Annotated in this window: 21 protein-coding genes; 9 read left to right on the top strand and 12 right to left on the bottom strand. The window is 45.5% G+C overall.

The features are described 5' to 3' along the window. Positions 1 to 159 precede the first annotated feature (159 nt). The 4 genes from EL341_RS09840 (at position 160) to EL341_RS09825 (ending at position 5,839) form a co-directional block, all read left to right on the top strand. Positions 160 to 1,557 (top strand): TolC family outer membrane protein, encoded by a 1,398-nt coding sequence (locus EL341_RS09840; protein WP_126467697.1) that lies wholly within the window; start codon positions 160 to 162, stop codon positions 1,555 to 1,557. A gap of 10 nt (positions 1,558 to 1,567) precedes the next feature. Then, complete coding sequence (locus EL341_RS09835) at positions 1,568 to 3,706, top strand: type I secretion system permease/ATPase (protein ID WP_126467695.1); 2,139 nt, start codon at positions 1,568 to 1,570, stop codon at positions 3,704 to 3,706. A 10-nt stretch (positions 3,707 to 3,716) separates the two neighbouring features. Then, the gene (locus EL341_RS09830; RefSeq protein ID WP_047781213.1) at positions 3,717 to 4,886 is read left to right on the top strand and encodes an HlyD family efflux transporter periplasmic adaptor subunit; all 1,170 of its coding nucleotides are present in this window, start codon (positions 3,717 to 3,719) and stop codon (positions 4,884 to 4,886) included. Positions 4,887 to 5,155: 269 nt separating this feature from the next. Further along, entirely contained in the window at positions 5,156 to 5,839 is a 684-nt protein-coding gene (locus EL341_RS09825; protein WP_175474934.1) for an outer membrane protein, read from the top strand. A gap of 55 nt (positions 5,840 to 5,894) precedes the next feature. On the opposite strand, the gene EL341_RS17615 is transcribed toward EL341_RS09825, so the two are convergent. The 5 genes from EL341_RS17615 to norV all read right to left on the bottom strand — a co-directional run bounded on the left by EL341_RS17615 (position 5,895) and on the right by norV (position 10,262). Next, a complete protein-coding gene (locus EL341_RS17615) occupies positions 5,895 to 6,053 on the bottom strand; it encodes a hypothetical protein (protein WP_158487434.1) in 159 nt (52 codons plus the stop codon). A gap of 14 nt (positions 6,054 to 6,067) precedes the next feature. After that, entirely contained in the window at positions 6,068 to 6,643 is a 576-nt protein-coding gene (locus tag EL341_RS09820) for a c-type cytochrome (RefSeq protein WP_232036615.1), read from the bottom strand. Between the two features lie 142 nt (positions 6,644 to 6,785). Then, complete coding sequence (gene tehB / locus EL341_RS09815; protein ID WP_126467693.1) at positions 6,786 to 7,649, bottom strand: SAM-dependent methyltransferase TehB; 864 nt, start codon at positions 7,647 to 7,649, stop codon at positions 6,786 to 6,788. A gap of 37 nt (positions 7,650 to 7,686) precedes the next feature. Further along, positions 7,687 to 8,820: an NADH:flavorubredoxin reductase NorW gene (norW, locus tag EL341_RS09810; protein WP_126467691.1), complete on the bottom strand. Its 1,134-nt coding sequence runs from the start codon at positions 8,818 to 8,820 to the stop codon at positions 7,687 to 7,689. Between the two features lie 11 nt (positions 8,821 to 8,831). Further along, complete coding sequence (gene norV / locus EL341_RS09805) at positions 8,832 to 10,262, bottom strand: anaerobic nitric oxide reductase flavorubredoxin (RefSeq protein ID WP_126467689.1); 1,431 nt, start codon at positions 10,260 to 10,262, stop codon at positions 8,832 to 8,834. A gap of 164 nt (positions 10,263 to 10,426) precedes the next feature. Between norV and norR the strand changes: the two genes are divergently transcribed. Then, the gene (gene norR / locus EL341_RS09800; RefSeq protein WP_126467687.1) at positions 10,427 to 11,968 is read left to right on the top strand and encodes a nitric oxide reductase transcriptional regulator NorR; all 1,542 of its coding nucleotides are present in this window, start codon (positions 10,427 to 10,429) and stop codon (positions 11,966 to 11,968) included. Positions 11,969 to 12,183: 215 nt separating this feature from the next. Beyond that, a complete protein-coding gene (gene gss, locus EL341_RS09795) occupies positions 12,184 to 14,061 on the top strand; it encodes a bifunctional glutathionylspermidine amidase/synthase (protein WP_126467685.1) in 1,878 nt (625 codons plus the stop codon). 106 nt (positions 14,062 to 14,167) lie between these two features. On the opposite strand, the gene EL341_RS09790 is transcribed toward gss, so the two are convergent. The 7 genes from EL341_RS09790 to EL341_RS09760 form a co-directional block, all read right to left on the bottom strand. Next, a complete protein-coding gene (locus tag EL341_RS09790) occupies positions 14,168 to 15,919 on the bottom strand; it encodes a P-loop NTPase fold protein (RefSeq protein ID WP_126467682.1) in 1,752 nt (583 codons plus the stop codon). A gap of 375 nt (positions 15,920 to 16,294) precedes the next feature. Continuing rightward, positions 16,295 to 17,386, bottom strand: a complete 1,092-nt coding sequence (ychF, locus tag EL341_RS09785; RefSeq protein ID WP_047781207.1) for a redox-regulated ATPase YchF — start codon at positions 17,384 to 17,386, stop codon at positions 16,295 to 16,297. A 143-nt stretch (positions 17,387 to 17,529) separates the two neighbouring features. Then, positions 17,530 to 18,030: a protein disulfide oxidoreductase gene (locus tag EL341_RS09780; RefSeq protein WP_126467680.1), complete on the bottom strand. Its 501-nt coding sequence runs from the start codon at positions 18,028 to 18,030 to the stop codon at positions 17,530 to 17,532. Continuing rightward, positions 18,027 to 18,767 (bottom strand): DsbA family protein, encoded by a 741-nt coding sequence (locus EL341_RS09775; RefSeq protein ID WP_126467678.1) that lies wholly within the window; start codon positions 18,765 to 18,767, stop codon positions 18,027 to 18,029. The genes EL341_RS09780 and EL341_RS09775 overlap by 4 nt, the downstream gene beginning before the upstream one ends. A gap of 4 nt (positions 18,768 to 18,771) precedes the next feature. Continuing rightward, entirely contained in the window at positions 18,772 to 20,796 is a 2,025-nt protein-coding gene (locus EL341_RS09770; RefSeq protein ID WP_126467676.1) for a protein-disulfide reductase DsbD family protein, read from the bottom strand. A gap of 52 nt (positions 20,797 to 20,848) precedes the next feature. Beyond that, positions 20,849 to 21,211 carry a hypothetical protein gene (locus tag EL341_RS09765; protein ID WP_047781203.1) on the bottom strand — a complete coding sequence of 121 codons (363 nt, stop codon included), beginning with the start codon at positions 21,209 to 21,211 and terminating at the stop codon, positions 20,849 to 20,851. A gap of 269 nt (positions 21,212 to 21,480) precedes the next feature. Continuing rightward, on the bottom strand, positions 21,481 to 21,615 hold the full coding sequence (locus EL341_RS09760) for an entericidin A/B family lipoprotein (protein WP_047781202.1): 135 nt from the start codon (positions 21,613 to 21,615) through the stop codon (positions 21,481 to 21,483). A 489-nt stretch (positions 21,616 to 22,104) separates the two neighbouring features. Here EL341_RS09760 and EL341_RS09755 point away from each other — a divergent pair, with 489 nt between their 5' ends. The 3 genes from EL341_RS09755 (at position 22,105) to EL341_RS09745 (ending at position 23,187) form a co-directional block, all read left to right on the top strand. Beyond that, positions 22,105 to 22,377, top strand: coding sequence for a transposase-like zinc-binding domain-containing protein (locus tag EL341_RS09755; RefSeq protein WP_047781201.1), 273 nt, complete (start codon positions 22,105 to 22,107; stop codon positions 22,375 to 22,377). A gap of 273 nt (positions 22,378 to 22,650) precedes the next feature. Then, complete coding sequence (locus EL341_RS09750; protein ID WP_047781200.1) at positions 22,651 to 22,854, top strand: hypothetical protein; 204 nt, start codon at positions 22,651 to 22,653, stop codon at positions 22,852 to 22,854. Positions 22,855 to 22,878: 24 nt separating this feature from the next. After that, positions 22,879 to 23,187: a hypothetical protein gene (locus EL341_RS09745; RefSeq protein ID WP_047781199.1), complete on the top strand. Its 309-nt coding sequence runs from the start codon at positions 22,879 to 22,881 to the stop codon at positions 23,185 to 23,187. Positions 23,188 to 23,393 lie beyond the last annotated feature (206 nt).

Below are 23,393 nucleotides of genomic sequence, written 5' to 3'. Positions count from 1 at the left end.
AGAATACCGGTGCGGCTGATTGCCGCACCGGTAAACACGAGGGCGTTATTTGATATCCACGTTATTTAAGGAGCGATAAAGCAAACAGCATCACGGTATTTTAAGCGTTAGGCATGTAACACTATTATTTATAACAATCATCACCTTAAGGTGGGATAAATGAAGTGCATCAAGTATGGGTTACTCTCTGGGCAGAGTAGTAAGAAGTTGAAATATCGTCGACGTTTTTGGCTGTATGGAAGTTTAAGTTGTTGGTTATTGATTTCCTCTCCACTGGTCTATGCTGATGATGAGTATCAGTGGCAAGCTGCACCCAGCGAGCAGCAACTGGACAGTCTTTCTATTCATGAAGCTATTCTACGGGCGTTTGGTCGTAACCCGCAAATTGCTCAGGCGGCTGCCCAAATCCGGGTAGGGAATGCTAATTTGACCGGTGCCGAAAGCGCTTGGTTTCCACAAGTCTCCTTACAAGGAGGACTGGGACGCACGCATCAAACGGATTCTTCCGGTTCGTTAAATAATAATGGTTCGGTCGGCGTCAACTTGAAACAGTTGATCTACGATTTTGGTAAAACCGGCGGCAGCATCGATGAGCAACAAAACCTGACGGAAGCCTACAACTACCAACTATATAGTACGCTCAACAACGTCGGGCAGCTGACGCTACAGAGTTATTTACAGGTAAAACGCTATCAGGAACTGGCTTTGGCCGCTCAGCGTAATTTAGCCTCACTTAAAACGGTGCGGGATATGGCTAAAATGCGCGCGGATGCCGGATTAAGCTCACAGTCGGATGTGTTACAGGCGGATAGCCGCATTGATGGCATGAATGCCACTTATCAGCAATATCAGGCGCAGGTGCGTTCATCACAGGCGGTCTTGATGGCGCTAACAGGCGTGATGGCGGACACCTTGCCAGACTTACCCAAGAATCTACTCAATCAAAAAATCACCATAAAATCTTTACCCTACCAGCAAAATAATGCGGTTCGCAGCGCACAGGCTAAACAGTCAGCGGCAGAACAACGTATTCGACAGGCTAAGGCGCAGTATTGGCCGACAGTTTCGGTGCAAGCCGGGCGCACCCGTTATGGCGACAACAATGGTTCCTATTGGGACGACCGCGTGCAATTAGTGGTGGACGCACCGCTTTATCAGGGCGGGGCAACCGGCGCTAAAGTTGAGGCTGCCGAAGGGGATCGCCAAAATTCGTTGGCTGAACTGGAAGCCAGTAAGTTGGATGTGAATCAAAAAGCCTCTACTGCTTATGCCGATCTGATTGGTGCGCAACAGCGTCAACAGGCCAGCGAAGCTCAACAGTCTAGTGCGGTGCAGGCACGTAGCGTCTATCAGGATGAATACCGTCTGAGTAAACGCAGTCTGAACGATTTACTGAGCGTGGAGCAGGATGTATTACAGGCTGAGAATGCGGCAATTACCGCACGTTACGATGCCTGGGATGCCGCGGTACGTTATGCCGGGGCAGTTGACAACTTGTTGGATATGCTAGGGATTGAACGCCAGAAAGTGACTGGCGATACCTTACCCGAGCTTTGAGGATGAGATAATGGCGCAATATCCTAATTCTGACAGTTGGATTACAGCGATGGCCCGGGCTGCCGGGCGTTTTGGTATGACAACCGATCTTCCTGCGATACGTCAGCAGATGCATTGGTATGAAAACTTGCCGTTGCCGCGTCGTCTGGAGCGACTGAGTGGCTTAATGGGACTACAGGCAAAAATCTTACCCGCCGCTAAAGTGCACTGGCGTGATGAAATTTTACCGGTTATGGCACAGCTACAGGATGGTTCATTGATCATCCTCGAAGCGTTGGATGCGGAACAGCGGGTGATGTATTGGCTGGGGGAGAGCGGAGATCTGATACGGGAAGAACCGTTAGAGGAATTGCTTAAGCGTATTCAGCCAGACGTCGTGTTGTTGGGGATCGCGAATCGTGGACAGGATTCACGCATCGACGAATTCGTACAGCCGTATCGTAAGCATTGGTTCTGGCATCACTTTCGCCACGCTGGGCGGCAGTTGGGGGAGATCTCCCTGGCGTCGATTATTAGTAACGTTTTAGCGCTGGCCGGCATTTTGTTCTCCATGCAGGTTTATGACCGGGTGATCCCCGCGCAGTCCTATCCTACGCTATGGGTATTGTTTGTTGGGGTAATGTTTGCGGCGGCGCTGGAGTTTGTCATCCGTTTGTCCCGTACCCATATTTCTGATTTGATGGGTAAACATATCGATCTGAAAGTCTCTTCGATGTTTTTTGCCCGCGCGTTATCCATCAAGAACGATGCACGGCCTAAATCCACCGGTTCGTTTATCTCCCAACTGCGTGAAATTGACCAGGTCAGAGAACTCCTCACTTCAACCACGGTAGGGGCGGCGCTGGATATGCCGTTTGTACTGCTGTTTTTGGCGATCATGGCGGCAGTCGGTGGAGAACTAGTGATTATTCCGATTATGGCGATTCCGCTGATCGTGATTCCTGGCATCTTGGTGCAATGGCCGATGGCAAAATTAGCCAAAGAAGGGATGCGTGAAAGTGCGATACGTAATGCGGTGCTGGTGGAGTCTATTGAAGGGGTTGAGGATATTAAAGCGCTACAGGCTGAACCCTATTTTCAACGCCAGTGGGAACAGACCCATGCAGTGAGTGCCGCCATCGGCATGAAACAGCGGATTTGGGGGGCTCGGCTAAGCGGTTGGGCTTCCACGGTGCAGCAGATTACTTTTGCCAGCATGCTGGTGTTCGGCGCTTATTTGGTACTGAACGGCGATATTACCACCGGTACCATGGTGGCCTGTAGTCTGTTGTCTTCACGCACTATCGCGCCATTAATGCAGCTTACTATGGTGTTTTCACGCTGGCAGCATGCGAAAAGTGCCATGACCGGGCTGAATGACCTGCTAAAAAAACCGTTGGATCGTGATGCTGAAAAAAAGATGGCGCATTGTCCGGTATTGGCGGGGCATTACCAAGTCAACAATGTGCAATACAGCTATGACGAAGAGCAGGGCGATCAGGCACTGCTGATTTCCCAGTTGGAAATTAAACCCGGTGAGCGGGTCGCCATTCTTGGCAAGGTAGGTGCTGGGAAATCTACGCTGCTACGTCTGTTAGCGGGACAGGCTCAGGCCACGAAAGGCAAAGTGCTGGTGGATGGGGTGGATATGTCACAGGTCGATCCGGCGGATATCCGCCGTCAGGTTGGCTTCTTGTCGCAGGATTCGCGCTTGTTCTTCGGTACGTTACGCCAAAATCTTATGCTTGGACATCCTCACGCAACCGATCAGGAACTGATTCAGGCATTGCGAATTAGCGGGGCAATAAGTTTGGTGCAGCAAGATGCCTCCAGCCTTGACCGGTTGATCAATGAAGGTGGTCGCGGACTGTCTGGTGGTCAGCGCCAGATGGTGATGTTGAGTAGAACCATCGTGCGTAATCCTCAAGTGGTGTTGTTGGATGAACCTACGGCGGCAATGGATGAACAGTTGGAAAATTACGTAATTCAGCAACTACAAAGCTGGTTAGCAGGTCGTACGCTGGTGTTGGTCACCCATCGTCCGGCATTACTGGCGCTGGTTGACCGGATTGTAGTGATGGACGGCGGTAAAGTGATTGCCGATGGGGCGCGAGATAAGATCCTGAATCAGGCGCAGTCTAATAGCAAAGTGACGGCTGTTGTGGCATGAGGATAACACGATGAGCGAATTGTCGATGAAGGAAGACATGGCACGACAAGGGCGTTATTACTCGTCCGTTGTCTGGCTGACACTGTTCGGACTGGTAGTGTTCTTTATCTGGGCCTGTTTTGCCAAGTTGGATGAAGTAACGGTAGGAACGGGTAAGGTGACGCCATCGTCGCGGGCGCAGGAAATAGAAAGTCTGGATGGCGGGATTGTTGCAGAGTTGATGGTACATGAAGGGGATATTGTCAATAAAGGACAGGTACTGGCCAAGCTCGATCCTAAGCGTTTTCAGTCGAACTATGGCGAGGCAGCATCGCGGGTGCGCACACTGCGCGCCTCAGCGGAGCGTTTACGTTCTGAGTTGACCGGAGCACCGTTGCAGTTTAGTGAAGATACCCTGCGGGAGCCGGAGCTGGTAGCGCGTGAACGGCAATTGTATGAGTCTCGGCGGCGTAATCTGGACGAAACGGTGGCTAACCTGCAAAAGTCGTATAATTTGCTGGTTGATGAGTTGAGAATGACTCAGCCGCTGGTGGCGAAAGGCGCGGCTAGTCAGGTGGAAGTGATTCGCCTACAGCGTCAAGCCAGTGAACTAAAGGGAAAGATTGACGATGCCCGAAATCAATACGCGGTACGCGCCCGTGAAGAACAGGTTAAAAATAACGCCGATTTAGATGCCCAAATGGAAGTGATGGCCGGTAAAGCCGATCAGCTTGACCGTGCCACCATATTCTCACCGGTACGCGGTATTGTGAAAGATATTCAAGTCACGACGGTGGGCGGGGTGTTACAGCCTGGGGGCAAACTGATGGAAATCGTTCCCCTTGAGGATAGATTGTTGGTTGAAATGCGCATTAACCCACGGGATATTGCCTATATTCGCCCGGGCTTGCCGGCCACGGTAAAAGTCACCGCTTATGATTCGTCGATTTATGGCAATTTGGACGGCACGGTGGAGGTGGTTTCACCGGATACTCTGCAGGATGAAGTTCGACGCGATCAATATTATTACCGAGTGTACGTGCTGACGAAAAGTGCTGAACTGCGTAATAAATCAGGTACTCGCTTCCCCATTTTGCCGGGAATGGTGGCCAGCGTGGAGATCAAGACCGGACAGAAAAGCGTACTGGATTATTTGGTCAAGCCATTGAATAAAGTGAAAGAAGCACTACGGGAACGATAGGCATCGATAATCTGTCGTTCTGCTAAAAAATACCGGTAGGTGCGCTATGTGCTAATGCTGGTTAGTGAAGACCGCGCCACGTCCAGCCTCGATGCTGGACGTGCTCCCTCATTCCGCCGTTAACTGAACGGCATAACCAAAGATCTCGCAGTTAAGTAAAAATACCTAAAACGTTAGGTAGTCACCCGAATTGTTCCTCTGCTTGCTACTGGTTAATTTAATCAGGCCTTTATTTTTCATCATAAATAACCTTTTCAAGCGAGGAAAACATGAATATCAAACCACTTATGTTGGTGGCTTCTTTGGCTATCGTGTCCGGTAACGTTTTTGCCGATAATAATTTGGAAGGATATTACGCAGCCATTAAATTACTGCACGCAGAACAATCTGCGAAAGATATGGATACCAGCAGCCGTCCCGGTGTTGGTAACTTTGTCAGCGGTGATGAGAAACATAATTTTTATAGCGGAGCCCTCTCTGCTGGCTATCAGTATGGGAATGGCTGGCGCAGTGAAGGCGAGTATGTATTCAAGAAGAAAAGCGAATATACCAGCGGTTCAACCACCTTTGCCAGCAGTTATAATCACCATAAAGTCGAAGCGCAGCGCCTGATGCTCAATGTGTTTCGCGACTACGAGTTAGGCTATAACGTTTCGGTGTATGGCACGCTGGGTCTGGGTGTGGCCAAAGTAAAATCTGAAGGTTGGCAGGGCAATACCTCTCGTCAGTATGCATCCAGCACGCAAAATAATCTGGCTTATTCAGCAGGGGCGGGGATCAGCTACACCGCTCTGGAGCGCATCAGTGTTGATTTAGGCTATCGCTATGTCGATATGGGCAAAATTGAAAGTGGTTACAATAACTTCACCAATGCCCGTGGTTTGAAAGACGAACAAATGAAAGCACGTTTGGTTTCAAGTGAGGTTACTTTAGGTATGCGTTACCTGTTCTAATTTATCTTAGCTTGGATCATTGCCTCTGCCCGGTGGCAGAGGCAATGAATAGCGCTTATTCCTTCGAGTTTTTCTGCTCAACACCCGGCTGTTTCATCTGTAAAAAACGGTATTTGGGTTCTTCAATCTTTTTCCGCCATGTCGGTGAACATAGCCAACATAACAGTGACAGTACCAGCAGAACTGACATCACAATCACGACGATAGTTAACATCTATTTTCTCCAAATCAGGGATGAGTATTCGCCGCTTTTTCTGGCTGATGTAAAGAACGAACATAGCTGGCAAGTGCCGCTCGTTGCGCCGCGCTCATCGTAGGGAAAGGTGGCATCGCGGTTCCCGGTACGCCTTGACGGAGCACACGATCGATCTCTTGTGCGTCCGGCTGTTGATGCAGAAAATCAAACGGAGCCGGTTTATACAGCGCCGCCGCCGGACCTTGGCCGTCGCCATTTACCCCGTGGCAACTGGTACAGTTATTCGCAAATAACTCAGCGCCCTGAGCGATGCTGGCGGTGCTGAGTGCTTTGTTATCCGCTTTCGTCCGTAAGGTGGTTAACCAAGCGTAGATATCGGCAACCTGCTGTGGCGAGAGATCACGCCAGGCCGGCATGGATGAACCCGCGACGCCATTATGCAGAATAGTCGCGAAAGCCAGTGGATCATAACTAAAGGCAGTGAGATTGGTTGGTCGCGGCAGTAGGCTACGGGCTGCGACAGAATTCCCATCCGCCTGAGCACCGTGGCAGGCGGAACAATAGTTATTCCAGTCAGTTTGTCCGCGCTGTTGGTCGCCGGTCGGCAGGGTGAGCGTAGTTAATACATCACCGGAGGCACCCTTGAGCGTACGCGCTGGATTAGCTTGAATCTGATGAAGTTCACCGGGCGCATGCGCCCGGTGAACCGCTATGATGTTAGGTTTTATCTATGAGATCGGACTTAAAGGTCTAGTCTATTTTTCGTGCTAACAGCGTTGCAAAACGTAGGGTTAGGCGGTTACCGTCGGAATCAGTTTTATGTAGCTGACCGACATCTTCGTTATATTTAACGATTTGCCAATTCTGATAGTACCTTTTTAATTCATCCGGCTGGAAGGTAAAAGGGAATGGCATTGGACATGGATAGTCTTCGGTATCCATGGCGGCAACAATTAAGTTATATCCCCCGATTACGGTACACTTTTGCATGTTATCGATTAATGCAGGGATCCTGTCCGGATGAAGAAACATCAATACCACGGTAGAGAGAATAAAATCGTAGTGACCGGCAAAATCGATACGGTTTAAATCGTTCACGCTAGCGGTAATATTTGATAGATTTTCTTGCTGTATCAAGTTATTAAGGTCATCAATGCTGGTGGAATGATTATCCCAAGCGCTGACCTCAAACCCCTTGAGATTTAAGTAGAGCGCATTACGGCCACGACCACAGCCTAAATCCAGCGCTTTACCTGGAGGGATCAGCTTCACGGCTTCAACCACTTCAGAGTGGGTCTGAGTCAACTGATATTTTTTACTAAAATACTCTTCAGCGGTGCAGTAAAAGGCTAACTGACACTGCATATCTTCGGAGTAGGAAGCAATCCGATGCCACTGTTGGGGCTCAACAAAAGGCGTATCGCTCTCGGGAGTAAAAACCAGTGTCTCGGTAGTTTCACCGGATTCGGTCATGATGGCGAAATTTAAGCTGCCTTCTAGTATCGTTAATTTAGCCCAAGTTCCGGGCTTAGTGTTGTGTTGCCGGGTAAAGCTTACCGGCAGATTTTTACTATTCCATACGGGCATGGTTTTATAACATAATAATTCTTTCATAGGTGACATCCTGTTTCCCCGTCCAGGGGCGCGATAATTAAAAAGTCAGCTCACGTAATAAGATAAAAGCCTGTGACGTATGGCTTTCACTGGTGATAAAAGCGCGAAGTTGCTGTAAACGATCGAAACCTCGAGCAACCATTCCAGAATGACTCAACGCTATTTCCCAATTGAGATCTTGGCGATGGGTTTCACCGGCTAAAAACAGCGGTAGGTCAGGGGTTTTTACTTTGGTCAGCATGTTTGGCAGCCGTAATTTCTCCGTTGCACCCAGTAGATTTTTCGCCAGCGTTATGGCTGCCAATTGAATTGGTTGCAGAAAAGGCTGCACTTTGCCTTCCACTTCGGCGCAATCGCCCAGAGCATAAATATCAGTATCTGAGGTTTGTAATTGGCTATTAACCTGAATACCGCAATCTGTAGCTAATCCGGCTGCGGTAGCCAGTGAAATATTAGGTTTAAGGCCAATGGCAGCAATAACGGCATCCACGTTAGTGACGAGTCCGTTACGTAGCGTCGCTTTAATGCCATTAGTGGTTTTTTCTATGCTGGTAAGTTCATTATTCAGGGCTAGCTGAATCCCTATTTGGCTAAATTTATGGGTTAAACGGCTGCTGAGTTCTGCCGGCATAACCAGAGATAGTAAGCTATGAGCACGGTCAACTAATATCACTTGTTTACCCGCACGCTGTAGATCCATCGCCAGTTCACTACCTATCAGACCGGCGCCCAGTACCATGACTTTTTCTGCTGTCTGCAACCGATCCTGATGTTGTCGGTATTCATCCTGACTGTTGAAGGTGATTATCGAATCGTCTCCCGAAACAGAGGGGACGATAGCCTGTGCACCGGTTGCCAACACCAGCTTTTGATAGCTGATGTGCTGATTGCCGCATACTATCTGTTTAATATGACGATCAATCATGGTTACCCGCGTGTTGGCATACAGCGTGATATTATTTTCCTGAGCAAATTGTTCTGCTGATTGACGCGTTAGGTCATCAGCACACTGTTTCAAACTGAATACATGGCTTAAATCCGGTTTGTTGTATTCATCACAGTTGTCTGCCGCAATTAAGGTAATGGCTACCTGCTTATTGAGCCTGCGGATATTTTTCACCAGTTGGCGCGCAGCAAAACCGGAACCAATAATAACAAGATTATTTTCCATTATGTCCTCCGTTACATTGGATCAAAGACTGATTTACCCAATGCGCAAGCAGGGCATAGGAATGATTCTGGTACATCGGACCATGAGGTTCCTGGTGCTACGTTTTGTAGCGGTTCGCCCAGCGCAGGGTCATAAACCCACTGACAAACGCTGCATATCATACAAACGCCATCACTGGCCGCCGTTATTTCAGATTTATTGGCGTTGTTGGCCGATGAAATTAATGGCGCTGGAGTGTTTAGCGGGTGCAGCGCCCATTCCCGGGCAATTTTACCGCCGTGCTCGCGACATTCTTCCAGTGCACTACAGTCAGGACGCCATTTAGCTTTAAGAGAGAGGGATATATTAAATCCGGCATCCATCAAACGTGTTTGAATACGATCGACGGCACCGCCGGTCCAGCCAAAACTGCCAAAAGCGGAAGCTCTTTTATGACGAAAGCGCAAACCGGCCAGTTCTTCCAGCATACCGGCAACTTTGGGCATCATAACGTTATTCATGGTTGATGAACCGACCAGTACACCTTTGGAACGGAATATCTGAGTTAATATCTCGTTTTTATCGTGGCGGGAAATATTATAGATTTTTACCGCCACTGCCGGATCAGTTTCATGAATCCCCTGAGCAATGGCATCAGCCATCATGCGGGTATTAGAAGACATGGTATCGTAGAAAATAGTGATGCGATCTTCCTGATAATCCGCCGCCCACTCGAGATATTTTTCTACAATTTGGGTTGGGTTCTTACGCCATACAATACCGTGCGATGTCGCGATCATGGATACCGGCAAATTAAAACCGAGAATTTCATGAATTTTAGGTGCGACGAGCGGGCTAAAAGGCGTCAGGATATTGGCATAGTAACGGATACACTGTTCATACAGTTCAGTCTGATCGACTTCATCGTTAAACAGGTGTTCATCGCAATAGTGCTGACCGAAAGCATCATTACTGAATAACACCGCGTCTTCGGTCATATAGGTCATCATGCTATCAGGCCAGTGCAGCATTGGTGTTTCGACAAAAATCAGCTGCTTGCCATTGCCAATATCCAGCGAATCGCCGGTTTTCACCGTGTGGAAATTCCATTCAGGATGGTGATGGTGGCCATTGATCGAGTCGATAGCATTGGTGGTGCAATAAATAGGGGTATTAGGGATTCGAGCCATCAGCTCGCTTAATGCGCCCGCGTGGTCTTCTTCTGCATGGTTGATAATGATGTAGTCGAGAGTATTAAGATCGATTTCTTGCTCCAGATTAGCGACAAAATCCCGGCTAAATTTCTTATCTACGGTATCAATCAGTACATTTTTACCTTCACGGATCAGATAGCTGTTATAGCTGCTCCCTTGAGTCGTTTGGTATTCCGTGCCGTGAAAATCACGCACTTCCCAGTCCCTTTGTCCAACCCAACTGATATTGTTTTTAACTTGAATCGCCATGGTGGTTTCCTAAATTAACATTAAATGGTTTCCTTCTATGGTTATTGCAAACTACATGCCAACTATTATTTAATTGATTTTTATAATAATTAAAAAGCTATTAGTCATTTTGACAATGCAGTATGATTGTCAAAATGACTATAACTGTGTCGAAATGACAAATTATGAACTTATCAATTCAATCTTTGGCTAATATTGCAATCGAATTACAGCATGGGCTGTCCGGGCAAGATCGTTTTCAACGGTTGATTAGCAGCGTAAGAGAGCTATTACAGTGCGATGCATCGGCATTATTACGCTATGAAAATCAGCAGTTCAGGCCGTTAGCTATCGACGGTTTATCACCGGATGTTCTCGGTCGGCGATTTGCTCTTTCAGCTCATCCCCGACTGGAAGCCATTGCCCGTGCCGGTAACGTGGTACGTTTCCCGGCCGATAGCCATTTACCCGATCCTTATGATGGTTTGATACCCGGTCACGATGAGCTTAAAGTTCATGCCTGTGTAGGATTACCTCTGTTTGCCGATCAGGAATTAATCGGTGCATTGACGTTTGACAGCCTGAATCCGGCGCAGTTTGACATATTCAGTGATGAGGAGCTTTGGTTGATCGGTGCTTTAGCATCGTCAGCGCTAAACAATGCGCTTTTGGTTTCTATGTTGGAAAAACAGGCGCTGCCCACCTCTGGTGAGGCCGATCTCAGAAAACAGAGTGTGTATCGCGCCGATGAGGAGATGGTGGGGCTTTCTAAACCAATGCAGCAGCTTCAGCATGAGATTAATGTGGTTGCCAGCTCAGAGCTGAATGTGTTGATTACCGGTGAAACGGGAGTCGGTAAAGAACTGGTGGCTAATGCGGTACACCGTTTATCGCCTCGAGCGGCTAAACCCATGGTGTATTTGAACTGTGCGGCATTGCCTGAAAGCGTAGCGGAAAGTGAGCTGTTTGGTCATGTTAAAGGTGCGTTTACCGGAGCGATACATAACCGAACCGGTAAGTTTGAAATGGCGGATAACAGCACGTTATTTCTGGATGAGCTCGGTGAGCTGTCGCTGGTACTTCAGGCTAAACTCTTGCGGGTGATTCAATATGGCGATTTGCAACGGGTAGGGGAAGATAGTACCAAGCGGGTTAATGTACGAATTCTTGCTGCAACCAACTGTGACCTCAAGCAAGCGGTGGTTGAGGGGCGTTTTCGAGTCGATCTTTTTCATCGCTTAAGCGTATTTCCGCTTTATGTTCCGCCATTGCGGGACAGAAAAGGTGATGTTGTGTTATTGGCGGGATTCTTTGTCGAGCAGATTCGCAATAAATTGGGGCTAACACAGCTTAGCCTTCCCCCAGATACGCTTGCCATGTTGGAAAGTTATAACTGGCCGGGTAACGTACGTGAGATGAGACATGCCATTGAACGAGCGGCCGTTTTAGCCAGAGCGGCACAAAATCAAAGTGAGGTGTTACTGTATCGCTATCTGTTTAATTTACCGATATCTGAGTGTAAAGAAGAGACAAAAAGTAGCGTTACAGCGACGGTAGATGCCCCATTATCATTAAATCTTCAGCAGGTGACACAGGACTTTCAACGCCGGACTATCGCTAAAACATTGCAGGATAATCAGATGAACTGGTCCGCCAGTGCAAGAGCGTTAGGCCTTGATGTCGGCAATTTGCATCGCTTAGCAAAACGACTGGGAATGAAGGCATAGCGTTAGCAAGTATCTTACGGTGGCCTAAACCGAGTTTGCTATATTGATAACGGTGCTATTATAACTGTCATTGATCCTTTAAGGGTTCAGACTACCGGTTCACATACCAAGAACAAGCGCCACATTGTGAATCTGACTGGAGATTGCCTGCAGATTTTAGATGGATTTTTATTTCTGTTGCTATGGCAATGGCTACACTCATGTAAGGTCCCGCTATGTGTAAAAATACCACAGTAAAACACGCCCCTTTCGGTACGCTGCTGGGTTATGCGCCCGGCGGCGTAGCCATTTACTCCTCGGATTATGATTCGATAGAAAATCTGGATAAGCTTGATGACGCTTCATTTAGAAGCTATCGAGATAATGAGTATATGGGCTATAAGTGGCAGTGCGTCGAGTTTGCCCGTCGTTTTCTTTACCTTAACTACGGAACGGTCTTTACCGATGTCAGAATGGCCTATGAGATCTTCTCATTGCGCTATTTACGTCAGGTAGTAAACGATAATATTCTGCCTCTGCAAGCGTTTGCCAACGGCTGTGAACGATTGCCGGTCGCGGGGTCTTTGTTGATCTGGCAGCAGGGCGGTGAATTTGAACATACCGGGCACGTGGCGATCATCACTCAGGTACTGGCCGATCGGGTACGAGTGGTGGAGCAGAATGTGAGCCACAGTCCGTTACCGGCGGGACAGCAGTGGACGCGTGAATTAGCACTGATTCATCAGGATGGAAAATACTTTATTCAGGACAGTTTTGACGATACTGAAATTCTGGGCTGGATGATCCAGACCGAGGACAGCCAATACAGTCTACCGCAGCCGCAGATCTCGGCACCTTATCTGACCATTCATAGCGAACGTGTTGCCAATCAAGGGCAGTTTAACGGTGCATGGCTGAACGAACAGGACTCACTGGAACATGCCTATATACAATCGAACCATGGGCATGTGTTTAACGCCGATCCATACCGCTATTTTACTATTTCCCAAAGTGCTGAGCAGGAGTTGATTCATGCGACCAACGAATTGCATCTCATGTATTTACACGCCACCGATAAAGTGTTGAAAGATGACAATCTGTTGGCGCTGTTTGATATTCCTGAAGCACTGTGGCCTCGACTGAGGTTGTCATGGCAGCGCCGTCGCCATCATATGATCACCGGGCGTCTTGATTTTTGCATGGATGAGCGCGGTCTTAAAGTGTATGAATACAATGCTGATTCCGCCTCCTGTCATGCCGAAACCGGGTTGATACTTGGAAAATGGGCGCAGCAGGCCGGAGGTGTACTGGGCGACGATCCGGGAAGATATCTGCTTGATGCGCTAGCGGATGCCTGGAAGCATAGCGATGCACGACCATTTGTTCATATCCTTCAGGATCATGACGATGAGGAGAGCTATCACGCTCAGTTTATGCAGCGAGCACTAACCAAGGCGGGCTTCGCCAGTAAAATCCTGCACGGTCTGGATGAACTACAGTGGGAATCCGCCGGTTTATTAGTAGATGGCGATAATCGACCAGTGAACTGCGTTTGGAAAACTTGGGCATGGGAAACCGCATTGGAGCAGTTGCGGGTAGAGAGCGAGGAAGATCACGCCGCGCTGCCTATTCGCACCGGACATCCGAAAAATAATGTACGGCTGATTGATGTGCTGTTGCGCCCTGAAGTGATGGTATTTGAGCCGCTGTGGACGGTTATCCCCAGTAATAAAGCGATTTTGCCGGTGCTCTGGTCGCTGTTCCCACATCATCGTTACCTGCTGGATGCGGATTTTGAGCTGAACGCGGAACTGGAGCAGAGTGGGTATGCAGTCAAGCCGATTGCCGGACGCTGTGGTAATAATATCGGACTGATTAGTCACGATGAGCAGGTGTTGGATGAAACCTCCGGAAAATTCGCCGGACAGAAAAATATCTACCAGCAGCTATGGTGCTTGCCTGAGGTCGATGGACGTTATATTCAACTGTGTACTTTCACCGTTGGCGGTCACTATGGCGGTGTTTGTGTACGTTCTGAGAACGGTCTGGTAATTAAGAAAGAGAGTGATATAGACCCGTTGCGGGTGATGGATGATGGGGATTTTGTTTGTTAGACCGGGGTGGGATTGGTGTTAATTCGGCGCTCGGTGCGGTTGGCATGGGGCGCCGTTTTGTTAAGGGAGATCGACGGGGATAAGCCCCGTATTATTAGATGTTTTATTATTTTTCTTGATTTGTTTTATCTGTAGCAGCGATATCTATATTAAACATGCTCTTCACCCTTAAATAATTAAGCTTATTTTCTGCGGCTATAATTTTTAAGGCATGAGTAACTTTATCTGTTATTTCTATATAGGCTGGTTTATCGTTATAATCTTTGAACTTTAATAATCCACGTCTAATATCGTTTGCCACATCGCTTTCCCGTTCTTTTATCCAATTAACAAAGTCTTGTGTTGATAACGAATTCAAATAAGAAACATCATCAGGATTCCAACCATTACTTGATGCGAGTCGTGAAACAACTTGATTTAGATTGACTTTTTTATTATTTTCGAATTTATTGATTAATTTTTCCCTTAAATCTTTATTTTTTACATCACGCATTGCTAAATTAAAATGGACGGAATTATTCTCATTTTCATTATATTCTAATGAAGATAACTTAATGTAATCATTAATATAGTTTTCAACTTTAACATCAAAATCTTTTAAAATAGAAATCATTGAGTCAAAATCGCCTAGTGAAATGTTTTCAATTTCTGTATTTAGAATATCAAAAATACTGTTTAAAAAATCTTTTTCATTATTGGAAAATGAATCATGATAAATATTCCATATTTGTCTTATTTTTCTGTTTAGTCTCTTTTTATACTCATTATTGTTTTTTTCTTTAATGAAATCATTAATTCTACTGTCTGGATACTGATAACCATTTCTTAAAAAAAAGTCGATATCATCATCAAAGGGAGATGTGAAAATATGAATCTTTGAACTTAATTCTTTAAAAGCTTCACCTGCTAAAGATTTATCCTCACTCCCATAAAAAGATGAGATAAAACTATCCCTAGTCATTCTTTGCCTTAGCTCATCATAGGGTAAATCTTTTTGTGATAGATAATATCCCCAACACAATATACAAGCGTGTAAGACAAACTCTTTTCTGACTTCATCATCAGCATCTTTTAGGTCATTATAAAAAGAGTTCATTAATTCTCTAACTTTATTAAAAAATCGAATGTTTTTTATATTTAATATGGTGAAAATTTCTAATAACTGTTTATAGTTTTTATCTTTTTTATAATATACACAATCAAAATTTTGTTTTATTGTGGGAGCATATCTTATTTCTAAATCGACTACTTTTTCCCTGTATAATTGAAATGTTAATTTTTCATTTTCTGTTGGTAATGTCTCCTCATTGAAAATCAAGACAACTTTACAGTTTTTGAGTTGTGCTAATTCATCAATAAGTCCCATGATTTCTTTAATAGTTAAGTTATCTCCCTTTCTTTCTAAATCATCAAAGCAAATAAGGTAGTTATCGACTAAAGAGTATTCAAAATTCGATAGCATTCTTGAAGTATTACTTAATAATGGAACGTTGTCGGCATATTTAATTATTTTTTTCAATATTGGTATTTTGTTTATAATACTTTTTTGGGGGTTGTTCCATGGTATGCATGAATAAATTTCATTTACCTCATTAGAGCGGTTGATAAGGAAAGATGAAATTTCATTTAATTTTTTTATTGGTTTCGCTAAATGAAAAATGTCTTTTCTTAAATCATTAAGAGAGTCTTTTCCAAATAATGAAATATAAGAGTATGCAATCTGACTTAATGAATTTTTATGTTTATCAAAGTAATTATTCCAAAAAAAAGTTTTTCCTACACCCCATTCTCCCTTTATTACTAAAACATTGCTATTGGAGTTAAAGAATGCATCTAAGGAACCTTCTATATTTAACATCGACTCATCCCTATTTTATTTATTTTAATCTTGGTATTACTTTTATATAGAAAAGCTATGCTGTCAATTTTTTCGTTACTTAGATAGAGTAAATGAAGTGCTATCAGTGGCATATTATGTATATATTAATATTGGTAATGTTCTCAAACTTTTCTTGATTAGGAAGATTATATTATAGTCCTGTTATTCTTCCAACTTTAGGACTACTGCTATGAAGAGTTTCTAACTAGTTTTTGTCGTGTATGAATAACGATAGGGCTGGTATAAAAACTTACGATGCTATTCAAACAAAAAAATCCACGCAATTGCGTGGATTTTTAGCATAGTCATTGCCGTCATCAACCATCCGAAGATGTCATGAGACAGCCAAACCAATTACACGTTAAACAAGAAGTTCATCACATCGCCATCTTTAACGATATACTCTTTACCTTCTGAACGCATTTTGCCCGCTTCTTTAGCACCTTGTTCACCTTTATAGGTAATAAAGTCTTCAAAAGCGATAGTTTGCGCGCGGATGAAGCCTTTCTCAAAGTCGGTATGAATTTTACCGGCGGCTTGAGGGGCGGTAGCGCCAACCGGGATAGTCCAGGCACGCACTTCTTTAACACCGGCAGTGAAATAGGTTTGCAGGTTTAACAGTTCGTAGCCAGCGCGAATTACGCGGTTCAGACCCGGTTCGGTTAAGCCCATTTCAGCCATAAACTCATCGCGTTCGTCGTCGTCCAACTCGGCAATATCTGATTCTACAGCAGCACAAACGGCGACTACGACAGAACCTTCACTGGCAGCGATTTCACGCACTTGATCCAGATAAGGGTTGTTCTCGAAGCCATCTTCATTGACGTTAGCAATGTACATGGTTGGTTTCAGCGTCAGAAAGCTTAAATAGCGCAGGGCGGCTTTTTCTTCAGCATCCAGATCCAATGCGCGTAACATTCCGGCGTTTTCCAGATGTGGCAGGCATTTTTCTAAAGCGGCCAGTTCGGTTTTAGCATCTTTGTCGCCGCCTTTAGCTTTCTTCTGCACGCGATGAATCGCACGTTCACAGGTATCCAGATCGGAAAGGGCCAGCTCGGTATTGATTACGTCGATATCTTCCGCCGGGTTTACTTTACCGGAAACGTGAATGATATTGTCGTTTTCAAAACAGCGCACCACGTGGCCGATTGCTTCGGTTTCACGGATGTTAGTCAGAAACTGATTACCTAAACCTTCACCTTTGGAAGCGCCTTTTACCAGACCGGCAATATCAACGAATTCCATGGTGGTTGGCAGAGTGCGCTGAGGTTTAACGATTTCAGCTAACTGGTCAAGGCGCGGATCGGGCATGGGAACGACACCCGTGTTAGGCTCGATAGTACAGAACGGAAAGTTTGCCGCTTCGATACCTGCCTTCGTTAACGCATTAAACAGGGTTGATTTGCCAACGTTAGGCAGCCCAACAATGCCGCATTTGAATCCCATACTCTTATCACCTTAAAATTGTTTAATATCAGAAAGTTAAATGGTCGCTTTCTTAATGGCGCGAAATTTGATGGGCTATTATACACATTATGAGGCGTTTGATCTCTAGCGGGGGAGATAAGCCCCCGCACTGAATCATTTCTTTATCGACTTGCCCACCACATTCTCAGCTTTAATCCCCAGGAACTACTCCATCCACTGGTACTTGAGACTATTTTTCCCTGATGGATAATCACAAAGGTTGGTGTGACGCCGATATCCCATTCGGCGGCGAACTGTCCCTGTTCATCGTTAACCACTGGGAAAGTGAATCCTTTGGCGGCCATACCTCGCATTAGGCGTTGGTCGTCACCGGAGCGAATCGCAATGCTTAATACGTTGACCCCATCGGCATTGAGTTTATCCACCGTGGGGGAGGTCAGCTTACATATGCCGCACCAGGTTGCCCAGAAGTAGACCAGCAGCGGTTTTTCTGCGCTAAGCTCTGCCAGAGAAACGGTTTGACCATTGGTCAAGGTTAATTCAGGCAGCGTGGCGATAGACGGTGGCGCTGGTTTACGCCATTGATCCATTCCCCATATCAGGGCCGTTAGCACCAGAATAAAAATGGCCAGCTCTCTGGCCCATTTTTTCCAACGCATTATGATTTCTTCGCCAGTTCAGCTTTCACTAACTGCTCTAAATCTTCATAGCTGATAGCGCCAGGGATCATTTGATTACCAATCAGAGTGGCTGGCGTTCCCTGTACGCCCAACGCATCGGCTAACCCTAAGCTGTTGCGTACTTCAGCGGTAGTTTTCTCATCGATTTTTAATGAAGCATTATCAGTGGCTTTCAACGCACTGATAATACTGCTGTCGCTATGGTAGCCTTTTTTAGACATTAAACGCTGATGAAGGGCGGTAAAACGGGCGGGGTTTTGTTGCCATAGCGTCAGGGCATACTGGGCTGAAATTTGTGACGTCTCACCTTTAAACGGCAGTAACTTAATCACTACCGCTACATCAGGATATTTTTTAACGATTTTCTCGACCAGCGGGTCGAACTGTTTGCAGTAAGGGCAGTTGTAGTCAGTAAATAGCACCAGCGTGAGCTTGGCATTTTTGGCACCAATACGTGGGCTGGCGGAATCATTAAACAGGGCATCATTATTTTGTTTAATCACGGTACTGAGTTGAACGCTGGCGCGTTCAGCGCTTTGTTGCTGCCATGCGGTTACCGCTTCTTCTAAAATCTGTGGGTTGTTAACCAACGTATCGCGAATCAGTTCACGTACCTGATCCTGTTGTTCTGCGCTCAGCGGTGCCGCAGTGGCCATAAAACTCATGGAGGCAAGAGCCAGTACGCTGGTTTTCAATAAAGTTGAGAGCGTTAATTTCATTGTATTATTCCTTAGCATTGGAAAGGGTTTCTAATAGGGTTTGACGGTCAAGTAACGGGGATAACACTTCGCCGTTGGGCAGACCGGGACCATAGATTTGGTTAAACGGCACGGCAGCAACGCCGCGTTTTTGTAAGAACTGACTGATTTCAGGGGAGGGTCTGGTCCAGTCACCCCGTAGCGCAACGATATCCGGCTGATTAAGTGCTCGTTGCACATCATCGCGTAGCAGCACATTGTATTTATTGGCTTTACAGGTTACGCACCAATCTGCGGTAACGTCGATAAACACGCGTTTGTTTTCCTGTAGCGCTTGAGTAATGGCTTGTTCACTTAATGGTTGCCACTGCACATTATCGGTCATGGGCGAGCGCCAATAGTTGGCGGTTAACGCCCCAGTTGCCAAGATGGCTCCGGTGGTTAATAACAGCACGGCTCCCCAGATAAATAGCGTCTTACGGCCATAATGAATACCGGTCAGAACCAGTAAAATAAGCAGCAATGCGCCGATAAGGCTGAGCACTATTGAGATGCCAATATGCGTAACTAACAGGCTGATTAACCACATGCTGGAGGCCAGCATCATCAATCCCAGAACAACTCGCAGGCGGTTCATCCACGCGCCCGGTTTAGGTAACAGTCGCGCAACGATAGGGAACGCGGCGATAAGTAACCAAGGGAGGCTCATGCCGATACCCAGTGCGCTAAATACTAACCACAAATCGGTTAATGGCGCTGCCAGAGCGAAAGCCAACGCAGTGCCGAGGAATGGCGCTGAGCAGGGGGTTGCCAGCAGAGTGGCAAAAACGCCTTGCCAAAAATGACCGCCGTGTCCCTGACCTCCGGCCGTGGCTAAACGAGTAGAGGTATTGCTGCCTAAATTAATGGCGAAGAAACCAAACAGATTGGCACTAAATATCGCGGTAACCAGTACCATCAAACCAATAAACCATGGGTTTTGGAACTGAATTCCCCAACCAACCGCCTGCTGGCTGAGACGTAAAGCGGTCATCAGTCCGGCTAATGTCCAGAACGAGACTAAAATACCCGTAGCGGAAGCCAGAAATTGACGTCGTACCACCGTGCGTTCGCGGTTTTGCAGTTGTAGCACCGAGCCCAGCTTCATTGCCAACACCGGTAGAACACAAGGCATGAGATTTAGAATTAGTCCGCCCAGCAAGGCAAATATAATCGCACTACCTAATCCTAATGAAGAGATGGAAGTGGGTAAGATATCGCTGACTTTTAGCGTGGTTTGTTGGGCTAATCCGCCATCGCTGAGTACCAGACTGAGGTTTTGTCCGCTTAAATCAGGTGAACTGCCTTCCCAGCCATCGGTAACCTGTACCGTGGCCAGCAGGCGATCGCCATCGATTTGTATTTTGGGTTTGGAAAAGCTGGTTTCTTCTGGAACATCAAAGAAGATCTCCGGTTTTTGCCAACCCTCAGTACGTATAGCGCTAATGCGCAGCTCACCATTGTGGTAACCCGCTTGTGCACTGTCGATCATTCCTTCATTCAGCGGCAAACTCCCCATAGCTTGGGTAAATGCATGATCGAAGTTTTGTGGCGCTGACTGTGTTAGATCCAGATCGAAGGGAAAATCGGTTAATACGCAGACGTTGCTACAGGTGGATAGCGTGAGAATACCCTGCAAACGTCGTTCTGCCGTTGGCAACTGTAGCGTAAGTGGAAAGACGGTATCCCCGTGATAACCTTGGGTTGAAATGCCTGAAACGTCAAAACGTTGTGGTATCGGCCATCCCCAGGTCAGATTTTCAACCGGCGTTTGCCACTGAATTGTGGGAGCAACACCACCTTCACCGGGAGAGCGCCAATAGGTTTTCCACCCCTCGGCAAGCTGTACATCCAGCAATAACCGCACTGAACCGTTGGTTGATGGTTCTGCAATCAAGCGAACTTGAGCGTGCTCATTTTGTGGGCTTTTAAGCCAGCCGCTATCGGCCGCCCATGCGGCGGGTAGCCACAGACACAGGCTTAACGCCAGCGCCCTGATAAATAGGTACATAAGTTTTCTCCGAAAATAAAATTACTACGTCATTAGCGAACGACAGACGTGTTTATTCCCGGAAGATGCATAGCCTGAGATGAACCCGTAACCGGGGTAAAGAGACGGCGCGCAGTGGCGGTATCAGTAAACGAAGTTGGCGCGCTGGTTCAAGCAGTAAGGTAATAAATAATAACAGAGCAAAGAACAGGTGTTCTCCCGCCATGCTATTTGCTGCCAGTAATGATTTAGCGCTTAATTCACAAGGGGAGGTTGATTGGCTCTGGTCATCTTGTGCTTGTACTAATGCCGCAGTATCGCTGGATGAGTATTTGCTGAGCATATGCAAGCTGGCCATGCGCTGTGCTGTACAGACGAGTACCAGCAGGCAAGCCAATATTAAAAACCACTTTGCGATACGCTGTTGCTGAGCCATGAGTCCTTGAAACGATTACCTTACGAATTACCAAGCGCCTCATTTTACCTGGCAATGATGCAGACGCAACTTGTTAATAGTAACTTTACGTTTACATATATATCGCTCTCTATGGTTTGCTATCCGACAAACTGAGGGGGCAATAGTGATCTTAAGCGAGAGATTTCAGATTATCTAAAATCGAATGAATGAAATTTACTTAAAAGACAAGCGTTACTAATGAAAAACCCTCCATTCAGAGGGTTTTTCATCGGTGTATATCCAGGCATTTAATAGGTGCTACGCTGTATCGCTTCCCCGCCAGCTTCAATATCCTGACCAATACCTCGGGTGGTATTACAAGCCGATAGCAGACCACAAAGTACCAATAATGATGCAATAGCAATAAATCGTTTTTTCACCATGTTTTTTATCCTTCAGAAAGTCTGAATGCATAATTAAGATTAGTTCAGGTCATGGCAGCGCACAACTTACACCAAAATTTAGATCTATCTTTTAACTGCTTTAGGTTAATTATTTTTTGGCTTGAGTGTTTAAATTCATTGATAGGTTAATTTGATCTTATTGCTTTTACTTTTGTTTTTATTGGTGAAAGTGGTTTTATATACTTGGGTCTCTCGGGTTTTTAAATGTTTCATTGGTTTGATTAACCTGTGTTATGTATTATTATTAGGTGGCTTATGATAAGGGTGATGTGTTGTGGGTTAATATTCTTTGGTTAATGGTTTATAGTTGTTGTTATTGGGTATAAAAATGTTGCCTTAGGGTATGATTCCAACCTTATTGCTCAAGTTTTTTTGATTTTTATTCTATAGGTGTTTAGGTAAGTCGATTATCTAGAAATTTTGAAAACTAAGAATGGACACAATGCTTTTATTAAAAAGGAGAAGACTATGGATATTAAACCTCCCGTTTGTCATCACTGCAAGCACAGCGGGCGAATCAGGCGTCATGGTCAAGCCCGCTCTGGGTTGCAACGATACTTATGTATGATGTGCAATAAGACTTTTCAGGTGAGTTATATCTATCAAGGCCATGAAGGTAACATTGCTAAACATGTTAAAACATTAATTGCCGAAGGGAGAAGTCGAGAAGAAATTTGTCGAACTTTGGGTGTTAGCCAGAGAGATGTTGATCGTCATATTTATATTCTTGAAAGCGAGTAAGTTTTAATACGTAATGATTTAATTTTACTTATTTTAATGGTAAGTAAATATTTATTATTGATTATATTTCACATGTATTTATTTATTTTTAATTATTTCTTTTGATAAGTTATTTTTTCTAATTACTTATTTTTGTGGTTTTAGATAAAAATAACTTTCTCATTATTTTCTTTAATATATATTCAGTAACGAAATAGGCATATATTTCACCTTTACTTTACGTTTAAGTAAGGCTTTTTAGGAATAAAATAATTATCTAGCTAAGGATTTAATATGAGAGAACTTTCTTGTAAAGAGATAGAGCATGTAAATGGTGCAGGAATTATTGGCGATGCCTTATGGAAGGCAGTCTATGCTGTTGTTGATCTACCTTCTCGTACGGCAGGGAAAGTGGTGGGCGATAAGATTGGTGGAACCATCGGTGGCATCATTGCGGTACCAGTAAACTGGATTTATTCTTTGTTTAACAAGAAGTAATTCCTCTATTTTAAGGATGAAGTAATGAGAGAACTCAATTTAGTTGAAATTGAACAGGTAAGTGGTGCGGGTTTTATTCAGGACTCGTTTGCTTCAGTCGGTGGCGTTTTAGGTAAAGCTTTAGGTGATACCGGTATTAAATTGGTTCAGAGTGCCGCCGATCGTTTTTCTCCTGCGCTAGGTGCGGGTATCAAATTGATTGCTTCCTCAGGTATTGGCCTGTCCGGTGAAACGGTAGGGCATTTAGCAGGCTTTACTTTGGGTGGTTTTGTGGAAGGCGTATTTTCAGGTATAGAGTCAGGTTTTAAAGGTAAGTTTGACTTCTGGAAGTAAGATAATCATTTAGCCCATTATACATTGATGATGAATAGCCATTACCTGTCTTTGATAGGTAAGTGGCTATTTTTTATCTGGCCTTGATAGTGTTGTTGTTACATAGGAAAAGAAAATATTTAATGGGTGCAACTGCTCAGAGAACGTACCAATTTATGATTCACACTGAGGGGGGATATAACGACTAATCTAAACGGGGTTACCTA

It is taken from the genome of Pragia fontium, from assembly GCF_900638655.1.
Taxonomy (GTDB): Bacteria; Pseudomonadota; Gammaproteobacteria; order Enterobacterales; family Enterobacteriaceae; genus Pragia; species Pragia fontium.
The sequence above is the reverse complement of the archived record's forward strand: the minus strand, read 5'-3'. Positions and strand labels throughout refer to the sequence as shown.

Bases quoted from the DNA above. Each gene is read 5' to 3' on its own strand.
- EL341_RS09840 (WP_126467697.1), top strand. From the start codon at position 160: ATGAAGTGCATCAAGTATGGGTTACTCTCTGGGCAGAGTAGTAAGAAG.
- EL341_RS09835 (WP_126467695.1), top strand. From the start codon at position 1,568: ATGGCGCAATATCCTAATTCTGACAGTTGGATTACAGCGATGGCCCGG.
- EL341_RS09830 (WP_047781213.1), top strand. From the start codon at position 3,717: ATGAGCGAATTGTCGATGAAGGAAGACATGGCACGACAAGGGCGTTAT.
- EL341_RS09825 (WP_175474934.1), top strand. From the start codon at position 5,156: ATGAATATCAAACCACTTATGTTGGTGGCTTCTTTGGCTATCGTGTCC.
- EL341_RS17615 (WP_158487434.1), bottom strand. From the start codon at position 6,053: ATGTTAACTATCGTCGTGATTGTGATGTCAGTTCTGCTGGTACTGTCA.
- tehB (WP_126467693.1), bottom strand. From the start codon at position 7,649: ATGAAAGAATTATTATGTTATAAAACCATGCCCGTATGGAATAGTAAA.
- norW (WP_126467691.1), bottom strand. From the start codon at position 8,820: ATGGAAAATAATCTTGTTATTATTGGTTCCGGTTTTGCTGCGCGCCAA.
- norV (WP_126467689.1), bottom strand. From the start codon at position 10,262: ATGGCGATTCAAGTTAAAAACAATATCAGTTGGGTTGGACAAAGGGAC.
- norR (WP_126467687.1), top strand. From the start codon at position 10,427: ATGAACTTATCAATTCAATCTTTGGCTAATATTGCAATCGAATTACAG.
- gss (WP_126467685.1), top strand. From the start codon at position 12,184: ATGTGTAAAAATACCACAGTAAAACACGCCCCTTTCGGTACGCTGCTG.
- EL341_RS09790 (WP_126467682.1), bottom strand. From the start codon at position 15,919: ATGTTAAATATAGAAGGTTCCTTAGATGCATTCTTTAACTCCAATAGC.
- ychF (WP_047781207.1), bottom strand. From the start codon at position 17,386: ATGGGATTCAAATGCGGCATTGTTGGGCTGCCTAACGTTGGCAAATCA.
- EL341_RS09775 (WP_126467678.1), bottom strand. From the start codon at position 18,767: ATGAAATTAACGCTCTCAACTTTATTGAAAACCAGCGTACTGGCTCTT.
- EL341_RS09770 (WP_126467676.1), bottom strand. From the start codon at position 20,796: ATGTACCTATTTATCAGGGCGCTGGCGTTAAGCCTGTGTCTGTGGCTA.
- EL341_RS09765 (WP_047781203.1), bottom strand. From the start codon at position 21,211: ATGGCTCAGCAACAGCGTATCGCAAAGTGGTTTTTAATATTGGCTTGC.
- EL341_RS09760 (WP_047781202.1), bottom strand. From the start codon at position 21,615: ATGGTGAAAAAACGATTTATTGCTATTGCATCATTATTGGTACTTTGT.
- EL341_RS09755 (WP_047781201.1), top strand. From the start codon at position 22,105: ATGGATATTAAACCTCCCGTTTGTCATCACTGCAAGCACAGCGGGCGA.
- EL341_RS09750 (WP_047781200.1), top strand. From the start codon at position 22,651: ATGAGAGAACTTTCTTGTAAAGAGATAGAGCATGTAAATGGTGCAGGA.
- EL341_RS09745 (WP_047781199.1), top strand. From the start codon at position 22,879: ATGAGAGAACTCAATTTAGTTGAAATTGAACAGGTAAGTGGTGCGGGT.